Genomic DNA, 11,822 nt, shown 5'->3' with positions numbered 1-11,822 from the left:
CTGTAAACGCCTTTGCATTCGACCGTCCCAACATGAAAAAAACCGTAGCAACCATCCGTGACGTGGCCGCCGCTGCCGGCGTGTCGACCGCCACCGTTTCCAAGTTCGTCAACGGCGCGCAGCGGTTCTCGCCCGCCGTGGAAGCGACCATCACGGAAGTGATTGCGAAACTGGACTACCGTTCCAACCCCTTGGCGGCTTCCATGATCACCGGCCGCACCAAGAGCATTGGCCTGTCGGTGCTGGACGTCAGCAATCCGCATTTCACCAGCATCGTCAAGGGCGCCAACCGCGTGGCGCTGGCGCACGGCTACACGCTGCTGCTGGTCGACACGGAAGAAAACCCGGGCCGTGAACGTCCGCTGCTGGAAGCGTTGAGCCGCCGCGTGGACGGCATGATCGTGTTCTCGCGCATGCTGGAAACGGAAATGGACTGGATGACGGAACTGGGCAAGCCGCTGGTATTCTTTGGCCGCCTGAATCGCCTTGAAATTCCGTGGGTGATCAGCGACGACCATCGCGGTGCCTACATGCTGACGCGCCATCTGGTCTCGCTGGGTCACAAGCGCATCGCCTACCTGAGCTTCCCGCGCTCGCGCCGCGACGAGGAACGCTTGGGCGGTATCCGCGAATGCCTTGCGTCGCAAGGGCTGGAGCTGACGATATACGAAGGCGAAACGCCGACATCGGCCGAGGGTGAGCGCGTGGCTTCCTCCATCATGCTGGGCGCCGAGCACCCGGATGCGCTGATCTGCTACAACGACCTGATGGCGCTGGGTTTCATGAAAGCCGCGCAGACGCTGGGCTTCAAGCTGCCGGAAAATATTTCGGTGGCCGGCTTCGATAATATTCAATACGGTTTATACACTTCTCCGCCTTTAACCACGGTCGATCTGCAGAGCGAGCGTATGGGCGCGGTGGCGATGGAGAAGCTGATCGCCACCATCGACGGCAAATCGCCGCCATCCACCACTATGATCGAGCCGCAGCTGATCCTGCGCGGCTCCACCGTCAAGCGCAATTAGTCGATGATGCTGGAAATGCGTGTCGGCGAGATCGGCATGCGTACCGCGTCCGGCCGCCAGCCGTAGAGGATTTCGGTGGCGCCGCCGCAGATGCGGCCCTGGCATGGGCCCATGCCACAGCGCGTTTGCAGCTTGGCGCTGCGCCATGCGGTGTGCGTGCGCAGCTCGCCGTGGCAGACGTCTTCGCAGCGGCAGACGATGGTGTCATCGCCAGCCAGCGTGCGCAACTCCGGCCGTAACGCGAATGCGCGCGCAAGGCGGGCGGCGAAGCGCTGCCAGTATGCGCGGCCAGCGAACGACTGCTTTGCTTGGGCCTTGTCGCCGACAGCGGCCAGGCCGGCGATGCGGCCTTCTGCCAGCGCCAGATCGACACCGCCTACGCCCGTGCCTTCGCCGGCGCAGTAGACGTCTTCCACGGAGGTCTGCTGCCATTCGTCGACGGCGACTGCCGTTTGTCCATCGCGCTTGATGGTGTCACAGCCCAGCGCCTGCGCCAGCTCCACGTTGGGCAGCAGGCCGTAGCCGCAGGCGAGGTAGTCGCATTGCAGGGTTTCCTGGTCGCGTTCTGCACCGCGCTGCACTTGTATTGATTGCAGCGTGCCGTCGCCATGCGCCGAATGGACATAGCTATTGCGCAGGTAAGGCACGCCGCGTAATTGCGACGCCAGTTGCAGCGCTTGTGAAATCTTCGACGGCGTGGCCAGCAGGCCGAATGCGAAACGCACCAGCGCCGGCGTGTTGGCCTGCTCGATGATGGCGACGATGTGCGCACCCTTGTTCTTCAGCGTTGCGGCGGCAGCGAGCAGCAGAGGGCCGCTGCCCGCCACCACTACGCGCTTGCCCGCCAGCGGATAGCCGCCTTTGGACAGCGCTTGCAGGCCGCCCGCACCGGTCACGCCGGGCAGCGTCCAGCCGGGGAAGGGCAGCAGGCGTTCGCGCGCACCGGTGGCGAGTATCAGTTTTTTGTAGTGCACGGTGTGCGCAGCATCCGGCGTTTGCACCAGCAGATGGTTCGGCTGCGGTGCATACATCACGCGCGTCTGCTGCAGGAACTCGACATTGTCGGCGCGGTGCAAGGCATGCCATAGCTGCGGTGCGCGCGCGTCGCTTTGTTTTTCAGGACCGCCGCGCCATATCTGGCCGCCAGCCAGCGGATTGTCGTCGATAACGCCGACTTGCGCCCCCTTGGCTGCTGCCGCATGCGCTGCCGCCAGCCCCGCAGGACCGGCGCCAACGATCAATACATCGAAGTGCTTCATGCCGCCACCTCGCCGGCGGTGACCACGTGCATGCCGTCGGCGCACAAGGTCTGACACGATAGCTGGTGCGGCCGGCCATTGATGGTGACGCGGCATTCCTGGCAGATGCCCATACCGCACAAGGGCGCGCGTGCCGCACCGCCGACTGACAGGCGAGTGATGCCGCTGCCGTTCATGGCGACGGCGGCGGCCACGGTGACGCCGGCTTCAACGCTGATGTTGCGCGCGTCGATGCAGAGGGTGATCAGTTGCTCAGTCATGGAAGCGTCCCGGCAGGTACGGCGCAAACGGGATGCGCGAGTTTTCGTTCTGTATCTGTGCGGCCAGCAGCTGCGCCGTGGCCAGCGAGGTGGTGATGCCCAGCCCTTCGTGGCCGGTGGCCAGCCACAAACCGCGCCTTGCGGTGCAAGGGCCGATCAGCGGCAGGCCGTCCGGCGTGGCGGCGCGGAAGCCGGTCCAGGTGCGTACGATATTCAGTTCTGCCAGTTGCGGTGTAAAGCTGGCGGCATGGCGCAGCATACGTTGCAGCATGGCCGGCTCCACCGCCGGATCGATTGTGTCGAACTGGCGGGAGGAGCCGATCAATATCTGCCCTGTAGGGCGGGGCTGCAAATTGAAAGCCACCGAATCGCCGCTGGCGGCGTGCGCGCTCTTGATGTAGCCCAGCTCCACTAGCTGGTGCTTCACAAAGCCGGGATAGCGGTCGGTGATGGCCAGGTGTCCTTTCTTCGGCTGGATCGGCAGCTCGGGCAGCAGCGCGCTGGAACGCGCGCCGGCTGCCAGTACGATGTGCTGCGCCAGATGGCGTGTGCCGTCGGCCAGCACCACGCAGTTGTCTTCGATCGCCGTGACGGTGGCGCGCTTGGTAACGGCGCCGCGGCGCATGGCGCGGTCCAGCAGGATGCGGGTGGTCTTGGGCGGATACACCAGCCCATCGCCGCGCACCAGCAAACCGCCGGCCAGGCCTGCGCGCAGCTGCGGCTCGCGCGCGTACAGCGCGGCAGGCGTCAGCATTTCGCACAGCAGGCCGTGGCCGGACAGGTTTTGCGCCTTTTCCATTGCGGCTTGCATTTCTTCTTCATCGGCAGCGACCCAGATGGTGCCGCAGCCGCTGTATTCGTGGCGCTGCGGGCGGTCGCCGACCAAGTCCTTCCACAGCGACAGCGAGTACGCCGATAGCGCCAGTTCGGCCGAATTATCGTCCATGACCACCAGGTGGCCCATGCCGGCCGCCGTCGCGCCGCCGCCGGCGATATCCTGCTCGATGACCGCCACGCGCACGCCGCGCTCACTGAGCGCATCCGCACACGCCGCGCCGACGATGCCGGCGCCAACGACGATCACGTCGGCATTATTCAACGGATGCCCCATACGAATGGATCGCTTGGATCGAGGATCAGCTGCGCTTGTGCGTTGACCCACGCCTTGCCACGGATGCTAGGCAGCAGTTGGCCGTCACGCACGCGGTAGGAGGCTTCGAACACGCTGCCGATCACGCTTTCCTGCTTCCACAATTCGCCTTCGGCCAGTTTGCCGTCGGCAGCCAGGCAGGCCAGCTTGGCGCTGGTGCCGGTGCCGCATGGCGAACGGTCGTAGGCTTTGCCGGGGCAGAGCACGAAGCTCTGGCTGTCCGCGCCGGTGCGCGAATTGGCAAACAGTTCGATGTGGTCGATCACGGCGCCGTTGTCGCCGGTGATGCCTTGATCGGCCAGTGCCTGAGCGACGGCCACTGTGTAGTTGGTCAGCGCTTCCACATTGTGCACGCCCAGTTCGAAGCCATGATCGGCAATCAGGAAGAACCAGTTGCCGCCGTAGGCGATGTCGCCGGTGGCAGGGCCGTGGCCCGGCACTTCGACCGTGACAGCGGCGCGGCTGCGGTAGGAGGCCACGTTGTCCACGGTGACGCTGCCGTCGGCGTGCAGCTCCGCCTCCACCACGCCCACCGGCGTATCGATGCGGTGGCGTCCCGGCCCGATGCGGCCCATGAAAGCCAGCGATGCTACGAGGCCAATGGTGCCGTGGCCGCACATGCCAAGGTAGCCAACGTTGTTGAAGAAGATAACGCCGGCCACGCAATCCGCGGCGTGCGGTTCGCACAGCAGGGCGCCCACCAGCACGTCCGAACCGCGCGGCTCGCACACCACGGCGGAGCGGAAGTTGTCATGGGCGGCGCGCAGCAGGGCGACGCGCTCGCTGAGCGGGCCGTTGCCCAGTTCCGGACCGCCGGCGGTCACCAGGCGGGTAGGTTCGCCGCCGGTGTGGGAATCGATGATGGAGATGGTTTTCATGCCATAAATCTTAGGCTGGGTGAAGCTGCCTGTCTTGCACCGTCTACGCACGATGGATGACGAAATCTGCATAAAGGTGCACAATGGGATGATGCACGCCGAGCCAATCAACAATGACAGCCTGCGCCGCTCTGTGGGCGCACATATTGCCGATCCCTTTTTTGCGGAGGGACTGTTCGATGCTTTGCCGGACGTGGTGTTTTTTGTGAAGGATCTCGAAGGGCGCTACGTGGTGGTCAACCAAACCTTGGTCCAGCGTTGCGGCCAGCGGCACAAGTCGGCGCTGATCGGGCGCACGCCGGCGGAGGTATTTGCTCATCCGTTCGGCCAGACCTATCTGGCACAGGACATGGCGGTGCTGGCCGGTGATGCCGACATCGAAGACCAGCTGGAACTGCATCTCTATCCCAACCGCGATCCCGGCTGGTGCCTGACGCGCAAGACGGCACTGCGCGATGCCCATGGCCGCATCATTGGCCTGACCGGCATCTCGCGCGACCTGGCGATGGCGGACAAGAAGAATCCGGCCTACCGCAAAGTAGCGGCGGCCGTGAGTGTGATTCACGAGCAGTACGGCCAGCCCTTGCAGCTGCCGGAGCTGGCGCGCATTGCGAATATGTCGGTGGCGCAGATCGAACGCTACTTCCTGCGCATCTTCCACCTGACGCCGCGCCAGATGATCATCCAGACCCGCGTCGACGCCGCCTCGCGCATGCTGGGCGGCGATGCCAGCGTCGCCGAAATCGCCCAAGCCTGCGGCTACGGCGACCACTCCGCCTTCACCCGCCAATTCAAAGCCACCACCGGCCTGACGCCGAGCCAGTACCGCCAGATGCTACCCGCGCGCTAGCTGCTGGCCGACGTAGGCGCGATAGTGCTTGATGCGGCCAGTGACCGCTTCCGGGCCCTGGCGCGGCGTATAGCGCAAGCCGATGATCACCTCCTCCTTACCAAGGTCGATGATGATCTGATGCGGATGCTTGCCAGCGTTCTTGCCGCTGTAGGCTGTGTGCCAGTGGTCCGTGGCCTGGCCGTTGATGGCATTGAGGGCGCTGCCGTCTTCCTTGGTAGCTTCTTCGCTGCTGGCGTAGGCGATGGTCCAATTGGATTGGTTGAGCGGCTTGCCATCGCTGCCCAACAGGGCCAGTTCGGCGACGGCGGCAAACTGCTTGCCGTCGAAAGCATCCAGCGCTTCGAGGCAGAACTGGCGGCCTTTCACCGGCTGCGCAAAGATCACATCCTGCACTGCTGCACCGCGTGCGAATTCGCCTTCGTGGACTGGCGTTACGCCGTCCAGTGCGGGCTTCATTTTGTTTGGTGGGCGGGCGAGATCCAGTTCCGGATGCAATTGGTCGAGGATAGGCGCTTTCAATCCGGCGATACGTGCACTGCGTGGGCCGGTGAGGTCCAGCACCACCACTTCGTTGCGGCCTGGTTTGATCCACGGGCCGGGCAGGTACATGGTTTGCGTCGGGCCGATACTCCAGTAGCGCCCGAGGCAGCGGCCATTGACCCACACAATACCCATGCCCCAGCCGGACATGTCGAGGAAGGTGTCGCCGCTGTGTGCAACATCAAAGCTGCCGCGCCAGAAGGCTGCGCCTTGCGTACGGCCGGTCTTCCACGTCAGCGGCGGCAGCACGCCATCCGCGTCGAAGTCGATGGCGCGGATATTCCAGTTCTCCAGTGGTTGGCCGTTGAAGCTCACCGGCCCATGCAGGCCTTTGCGGTCGTGGATTTCGACGCCAAAGTTCACGCGGGCGATGGTGTACAGCAGGATTTCCAGCGTCACCGGCTTGCTGCGCGCGGGCAGGTCGACGCGGAAGCGGCGATAGCGGGTATCCATGGTGCCGACTTGCTTGCCGTCGATGCTGACCCAGGCCAGGTCGCGCACCTGGGCTGCTTCCAGCGTGCCCGCCGGTCCGGCCGGCAGTGTGACGCGATATGACACCAAGCCGCGGCTAATGTCGTACTGCTCGATTGGCAGCGGCGACACCGCGCGGATGCCGTTTGCCGGTAGCGCGGCGCTCACTGCACACGACTCCTTCAACGCAAACGGTGCGATGGCGATGACGGGATTTTGCGGTGGCGGTGGCGGCAGCGTTTCACCGGCTGGCAGGAAAGGTTTGATGCCGTCGCGGTAAGCAGCAAATTTTTCGCCGATCCATCCGGCTTCGCTGATTGGCGCATCGTAGTCGTAGCTGCTGGTATCGGGCCGGAAGGGACGATCGCAGCCGCCCCACAGGCCGAAGCTGGTGCCGCCGTGCGCCATGTACAAGCTAAAGGAGCCGTTGGCCTTCAACATGGTCTGGATGTCGGCCACTGCGCCGTTGGCCGAGCCGCGACGATGCGGTGCGCCCCATGTATCGAACCAGCCGGAATAGTATTCGCCACACATGCGCGGGCCTTTCTGCACCTGGTCCAGCACCTTGAAGCCGGCCACGGGGTCGCTGCCGAAATTGGCCACGTTGAACAAGCCGTCTACATGCGACTTGACCACTGCATTGGTCGGATTGCACTGGAACAGCGGCACATCAAAACCTGCGTCCTGCAGCATGCTGCGCATCTCGCGCATGTAGGACAGGTCTTCGCCGAAGAAGCCATATTCATTCTCGACTTGCACCATCAGTATCGGGCCGCCGTGGGTGATTTGCTGTGGACCGAGCACGCGGCCCACTTCCTTCATGTAGCGCCGCGCAGGCTGCACGAAATTGGCGTCGCGCGTGCGCAGGAAGCTGTCGCCCGGTTGCTTCAGCAGCCACCAGGGAAGACCGCCCATCTCCCACTCGGCGCAGGCATACGGGCCGGGACGCAGGATGACCCACAAGCCTTCCTGCTGCGCGAGCTTGCAGAACTCCGCCGCGTCGCGTTGGCCCTGCCAGTCAAAGCGTCCCTCGCGCCATTCGTGATAGTTCCAGAACAGGTAGGCGCATACGGTGTTGAGGCCCATCGCCTTGATGGCTTTGAGGCGGTGCTGCCAGTATTCGCGCGGCACGCGGGCGAAGTGCATTTCGCCGCAGCGGATTTGCAGGCGCTGGCCATCCAGCAGGAAGTCGGTTTCGCCGATGCTGAAGCGGGTGGCCGCTTGTGCGGACAGCGGTAGCAGCAGGCTGCCGATGGTGCTCGCAGCTGCTGCCGCGCCAGCGCCGCGCAGTATGCGGCGGCGGGATGCTGAGGTAATCGTCATTGAATAATTCACTGGGTAGTCTTTGGGGAAGCATGCGCCGGCGATGGCTTTCTGCTGCGTCCAGTATTGCGCTGGATTGCATGATGGCTTGCCAAGACCAAGACTAAACAATTCGGAAGCCGCTAGCAACACGGTGCGTAAAGCGGTTTATCGATGAAGAGGGTGTCTTTGACGATGTATATAAAGTGAAAATAATCAATATGGTGATTATTTGCCGTGTCAGGCATACCGACTTCATATAGACCAACGCAAATTTTCTATATCGGCTTGTGGAAAAAAACCGACGAGCTCATGGGGGCGTTAATCAGGATGTGAGTGCATGATCCAATAACGAAAAAGCCGTAAATCACACACGTGATTTACGGCTTCCGGAATTTGGTGGTGATAGGTGGACTTGAACCACCGACCCCAGCATTATGAATGCTGTGCTCTAACCAACTGAGCTATATCACCGAAACTGTCGCTGAAACAAAATGGCCTGCGCCGTTGCCGGTGAGGCCATTTTGTCATGAATTCTGTGGTGGTGATAGGTGGACTTGAACCACCGACCCCAGCATTATGAATGCTGTGCTCTAACCAACTGAGCTATATCACCTGCAACGCCCAGCATTATCGGGGTTGGGGCCTGCACTGTCAAGGAACCCGAGCTACTTTTTCTCAAAAAATGCGCGCTATCGTGCCCCCGTCGTCAAAACCTTAACATATTGGTATTCTGCGAAGTGGGCATTTTTTCAACGGAGACGATATGGCAACCAATATCTTTGTGAACCTGCCGGTACGCGACTTGCAGGCATCGATCAAGTTTTTCTCACACCTGGGCTACAGCTTCAACAAGAACTACACGGACGAGAGCGCCACCTGCATGATCGTGGCCGAGAATATCTATGTGATGCTGCTGACCGAGGCCCGCTTCAAGGAGTTTACGCCGAAACCTATCAGCGACGCGCACACTTCGACCGAGGTGCTGGTGTGCCTGACGCTGTCATCGCGCGAGGCGGTGGCGGCGATGGTTGCCAAGGCCATCGAAGCCGGCGGCAGCGCTTACAAGGAGCCGCAGGATCACGGTTTCATGTATGGCCACGGCTACCAGGACCTCGACGGCCACCTGTGGGAGCTGGTGTACATGAGCGGCGAACCGCCCAAGCAGTGATGGTTTAGCCAAGGCGTTCGGCGATTTGCGCCAGCATGGCGCCGGCCGGGTTCGGGCCGAGGCAGTCGAGCACCACGCGCTCCGGCATGGAGCGCAGCCACGTCAGCTGGCGCTTGGCCAGTTGGCGGGTGGCGATGATGCCGGTTTCGCGCATCGCCGCGTAGCCGATGGTGCCGTCGAGGTATTCCCACGCCTGCCGATAACCCACGCAGCGGATCGACGGCAGGCCGAGGTGCAGGTCGCCGCGCTTGCGCAGGGCTTCCACTTCGGTGATCAGATTACCTTGCGGCGTTTCTTCCAGCATGATGTCGAAGCGGCGCACGATGCGCTGGTGTAGCACGGCGCGGTCCGACGGTTCCAGCGCAAACGACAACAGGTCAAACGGCAGTTCGGTTTTCTCGCGTAGTGCCAGCAGTTCGGACATCGGCTTGCCGCTCAGGGTGTAGATCTCCAGTGCGCGCTGGATGCGTTGCGCGTCGGCTGGCGCAAGGCGCGCGGCCGTTTCAGGATCGACGGCGGCAAGGCGCGCGTGCATGGCGGGCCAGCCGAGACGGGCCGCTTCTTCATCCAGCGCGGCACGCACTTCCGGATCAGCGCCGGGCAGGTCGTCCAGTCCATCTGCCAAGCCTTTGAAGTACAGCATGGTGCCGCCGACCAGCAGCGGCAGTTTGCCGCGGGCGTTGATCTCGTCCACCAGGCGCAGCGTGTCCTTGCGAAACTGGGCCACCGAGTACGAATCCAGCGGATCGATGATGTCGATCAGGTGATGCGGCACGGCCGCCAGTTCTTCCTTGGTCGGCTTGGCAGTGCCGATGTCCATGCCGCGATACACGAGCGCGGAATCGACCGAGATGATTTCGGATGGGATGCGTTCTGCAATCGCCAGTGCGGAGGCGGTTTTGCCCGATGCCGTCGGGCCCATGATGGCGACGGCCAGTGGTTTGATACTCATCATTATTGACCGCGCAGGAAGAGCTTATCAAGGGCGCTGATTTCGACCTGCACCCAAGTCGGGCGGCCGTGGTTGCACTGGTCGGCGCGCTCGGTGACTTCCATCTGGCGCAGCAGGGCATTCATCTCCTGCAGCGACAGGATGCGGTTGGCGCGCACTGCGGTGTGGCAGGCGAGGGTGCCGAGCAATTCGTTCTGGCGCTCGATCAGCACGCGCGAGCCGCCGAATTCGCGCACGTCGCGCAGGACGTCGCGGGCCAGCGTTTGGGCATCGGCGTTTTTCAGTAGCACCGGCACGGAGCGTACGGCCAGCGTGGTGGGCGAGAGGACGGCGATGTCGAAGCCGAGGGCTTGCAGCGTTTCCTGATGCTCTTCGGCGGTGCCGACTTCCACTGCGTCTGCATAGAAGGTGATCGGGATGAGCAGCGGCTGCACTTGCATTTCTTCGCCGGCCACGCGGCTGTTCAAGGCGTTCTTCAGTTGTTCGTACAGGATGCGTTCGTGCGCGGCGTGCATGTCGACCAGCACCAGGCCCTTGGCGTTCTGCGCCAGGATGTAGATGCCGTGCAGTTGCGCCAGCGCGAAGCCGAGCGGGAATTCTTCCTGTGCCATCGCGGCGGCGGAGACGGTGAAGCTGCTGGCCTGCGGCAGCGTCATGTCGGATTCGTTGCGCGCGAGCGGGACAGGGCGTTCATCGCCACGGAACATGGCGCCGTAATTTTCGAGGCTCTGGGCGACACCACCTTCGGCGGTGAAGCGTGGCGGCGCGTAGGAGGTGCTGACGCTACCCGTGTCGGCGCTGCGCGATCCGAACGGCGATGGCGAGAAGGTTGGTGCGTAGTCGGGCGCCAGCAGTGGGCCGAACGAGGTTTGTTCGCCGCGCCATACCGGCGTGGTGCTCAGGCTATCAGCGGCCGGCAGCGGCGACGGCACGCTGCCGTGCGAGGTGGCCGAGGTTTGCGCCAGCGCGCGCTGCACGGCGTGGAATACGCACTGGTGCACCGCGCGTCCATCGCGGAAGCGCACTTCAATTTTCGACGGGTGCACGTTGACGTCCACCAGTGCCGGATCCATATCCAGCGACAGCACGTAGGACGGGAAACGGTCGCCATGCAGCACGTCCTGATAGGCCGCTTTCACGGCGTGCACCAGCACCTTGTCGCGCACGAAGCGGCCGTTCACGTAGAAGAACTGGCCGTCGGCACGCGCTTTGGAGGCAGTCGGCAGACCGATAAAGCCGTGCAAACGCAGCGGGCCAATCGTTTCATCAACCGGCAGGCGTGCCTCGGCAAAGCCGTCGCCCAGGATCTGCGCACTGCGGCGCGCGATTTCACTGGTGTTCCAGTGATCGACCGTGCGGCCGTTGTGGGTCAGCGAGAACGACACGTCCGGCCGCGCCAGCGCAATGCGGCGTACCACTTCCGCGCAGTGGCCGTACTCGGTCTGCTCGGACTTGAGGAATTTGCGGCGCGCCGGCGTGTTGTAGTACAGGTCTTTGACATCGATGGTGGTGCCCAGCGCGCCCGACGACGGTGTTGGCGTGGCCAGATGCGAACCTTCGATTTCCCAGGCATGCGCCACGTCGGCGGTGCGCGATGTGATGGTCACCTGCGCCACCGAGGCGATGGAAGCCAGCGCCTCGCCACGGAAGCCTAGCGTGCCGACGTTTTCCAGATCGTTCAGGGAAGCGATCTTGGAAGTGGCGTGGCGTGCCAGCGCCAAAGGCATCTGCTCCGGCGGAATGCCACGGCCATTGTCGGTGATGGCGATGCGTTTTACGCCGCCTTCCTCTAGCCGCACGGTGACCTGCGTGGCGCCCGCGTCCAGCGCGTTCTCCAGCAGCTCCTTGACCACGGCGGACGGCCGCTCCACCACCTCGCCGGCGGCGATCTGTGAAATCAGCTGGTCGGGCAGGGCCTGGATAGGGCGTGGCGTGCGGGCGGAGGTATCGGGGGCGTTCAT

General features: G+C 63.3%; 10 protein-coding genes and 2 tRNA genes. 3 read left to right on the top strand and 9 right to left on the bottom strand.

The genetic code is table 11. From position 1 onward, the window contains the following. Nucleotides 1-32 precede the first annotated feature (32 nt). A complete protein-coding gene (locus GTP46_RS11770; RefSeq protein WP_161006810.1) occupies nt 33-1,025 on the top strand; it encodes a LacI family DNA-binding transcriptional regulator in 993 nt (330 codons plus the stop codon). Here GTP46_RS11770 and GTP46_RS11765 read toward each other — a convergent pair. Genes GTP46_RS11765 through GTP46_RS11750 form a run of 4 tightly spaced genes read right to left on the bottom strand, consistent with a single transcriptional unit; the run spans nt 1,022 to nt 4,572 of the window. Next, on the bottom strand, nt 1,022-2,284 hold the full coding sequence (locus GTP46_RS11765) for an NAD(P)/FAD-dependent oxidoreductase (protein WP_161006809.1): 1,263 nt from the start codon (nt 2,282-2,284) through the stop codon (nt 1,022-1,024). The genes GTP46_RS11770 and GTP46_RS11765 overlap by 4 nt on opposite strands. Next, on the bottom strand, nt 2,281-2,544 hold the full coding sequence (locus tag GTP46_RS11760) for a 2Fe-2S iron-sulfur cluster-binding protein (RefSeq protein WP_202414235.1): 264 nt from the start codon (nt 2,542-2,544) through the stop codon (nt 2,281-2,283). The genes GTP46_RS11765 and GTP46_RS11760 overlap by 4 nt, the downstream gene beginning before the upstream one ends. Next, the gene (locus GTP46_RS11755) at nt 2,537-3,655 is read right to left on the bottom strand and encodes an NAD(P)/FAD-dependent oxidoreductase (protein WP_161006808.1); all 1,119 of its coding nucleotides are present in this window, start codon (nt 3,653-3,655) and stop codon (nt 2,537-2,539) included. Before GTP46_RS11755 ends, GTP46_RS11760 begins: the two co-directional genes overlap by 8 nt. After that, nucleotides 3,640-4,572 carry a 4-hydroxyproline epimerase gene (locus GTP46_RS11750; protein WP_161006807.1) on the bottom strand — a complete coding sequence of 311 codons (933 nt, stop codon included), beginning with the start codon at nt 4,570-4,572 and terminating at the stop codon, nt 3,640-3,642. Before GTP46_RS11750 ends, GTP46_RS11755 begins: the two co-directional genes overlap by 16 nt. An 88-nt stretch (nt 4,573-4,660) precedes the next feature. Here GTP46_RS11750 and GTP46_RS11745 point away from each other — a divergent pair, with 88 nt between their 5' ends. Continuing rightward, on the top strand, nt 4,661-5,422 hold the full coding sequence (locus tag GTP46_RS11745) for an AraC family transcriptional regulator (protein ID WP_202414233.1): 762 nt from the start codon (nt 4,661-4,663) through the stop codon (nt 5,420-5,422). Here the strand turns inward: GTP46_RS11745 and GTP46_RS11740 are convergent. The 3 genes from GTP46_RS11740 to GTP46_RS11730 form a co-directional block, all read right to left on the bottom strand. Beyond that, on the bottom strand, nt 5,408-7,759 hold the full coding sequence (locus GTP46_RS11740) for a beta-galactosidase (protein WP_161006806.1): 2,352 nt from the start codon (nt 7,757-7,759) through the stop codon (nt 5,408-5,410). The genes GTP46_RS11745 and GTP46_RS11740 overlap by 15 nt on opposite strands. A gap of 376 nt (nt 7,760-8,135) precedes the next feature. Next, nucleotides 8,136-8,212 (bottom strand) — tRNA-Met (locus GTP46_RS11735). Between the two features lie 65 nt (nt 8,213-8,277). Continuing rightward, nucleotides 8,278-8,354 (bottom strand) — tRNA-Met (locus GTP46_RS11730). Between the two features lie 150 nt (nt 8,355-8,504). Between GTP46_RS11730 and GTP46_RS11725 the strand changes: the two genes are divergently transcribed. Continuing rightward, nucleotides 8,505-8,909 carry a VOC family protein gene (locus tag GTP46_RS11725; RefSeq protein WP_161006805.1) on the top strand — a complete coding sequence of 135 codons (405 nt, stop codon included), beginning with the start codon at nt 8,505-8,507 and terminating at the stop codon, nt 8,907-8,909. Between the two features lie 4 nt (nt 8,910-8,913). On the opposite strand, the gene miaA is transcribed toward GTP46_RS11725, so the two are convergent. After that, on the bottom strand, nt 8,914-9,861 hold the full coding sequence (miaA, locus tag GTP46_RS11720) for a tRNA (adenosine(37)-N6)-dimethylallyltransferase MiaA (protein ID WP_371869646.1): 948 nt from the start codon (nt 9,859-9,861) through the stop codon (nt 8,914-8,916). 2 nt (nt 9,862-9,863) lie between these two features. Further along, the gene (gene mutL / locus GTP46_RS11715; protein ID WP_161006803.1) at nt 9,864-11,822 is read right to left on the bottom strand and encodes a DNA mismatch repair endonuclease MutL; all 1,959 of its coding nucleotides are present in this window, start codon (nt 11,820-11,822) and stop codon (nt 9,864-9,866) included.

It is taken from the genome of Duganella flavida, assembly GCF_009857445.1.
Classification (GTDB): Bacteria; Pseudomonadota; Gammaproteobacteria; order Burkholderiales; family Burkholderiaceae_D; genus Rugamonas; species Rugamonas flavida.
Note: the sequence above shows the minus strand (reverse complement) of the source record. Positions and strands in the feature narration are given on the sequence as shown.

What these genes read in the sequence shown, in the direction of transcription:
- GTP46_RS11770 (WP_161006810.1), top strand. Translation starts at nt 33, where the DNA reads ATGAAAAAAACCGTAGCAACCATCCGTGACGTGGCCGCCGCTGCCGGC.
- GTP46_RS11765 (WP_161006809.1), bottom strand. Translation starts at nt 2,284, where the DNA reads ATGAAGCACTTCGATGTATTGATCGTTGGCGCCGGTCCTGCGGGGCTG.
- GTP46_RS11760 (WP_202414235.1), bottom strand. Translation starts at nt 2,544, where the DNA reads ATGACTGAGCAACTGATCACCCTCTGCATCGACGCGCGCAACATCAGC.
- GTP46_RS11755 (WP_161006808.1), bottom strand. Translation starts at nt 3,655, where the DNA reads ATGGGGCATCCGTTGAATAATGCCGACGTGATCGTCGTTGGCGCCGGC.
- GTP46_RS11750 (WP_161006807.1), bottom strand. Translation starts at nt 4,572, where the DNA reads ATGAAAACCATCTCCATCATCGATTCCCACACCGGCGGCGAACCTACC.
- GTP46_RS11745 (WP_202414233.1), top strand. Translation starts at nt 4,661, where the DNA reads ATGATGCACGCCGAGCCAATCAACAATGACAGCCTGCGCCGCTCTGTG.
- GTP46_RS11740 (WP_161006806.1), bottom strand. Translation starts at nt 7,759, where the DNA reads ATGACGATTACCTCAGCATCCCGCCGCCGCATACTGCGCGGCGCTGGC.
- GTP46_RS11725 (WP_161006805.1), top strand. Translation starts at nt 8,505, where the DNA reads ATGGCAACCAATATCTTTGTGAACCTGCCGGTACGCGACTTGCAGGCA.
- miaA (WP_371869646.1), bottom strand. Translation starts at nt 9,861, where the DNA reads ATGAGTATCAAACCACTGGCCGTCGCCATCATGGGCCCGACGGCATCG.
- mutL (WP_161006803.1), bottom strand. Translation starts at nt 11,822, where the DNA reads ATGAACGCCCCCGATACCTCCGCCCGCACGCCACGCCCTATCCAGGCC.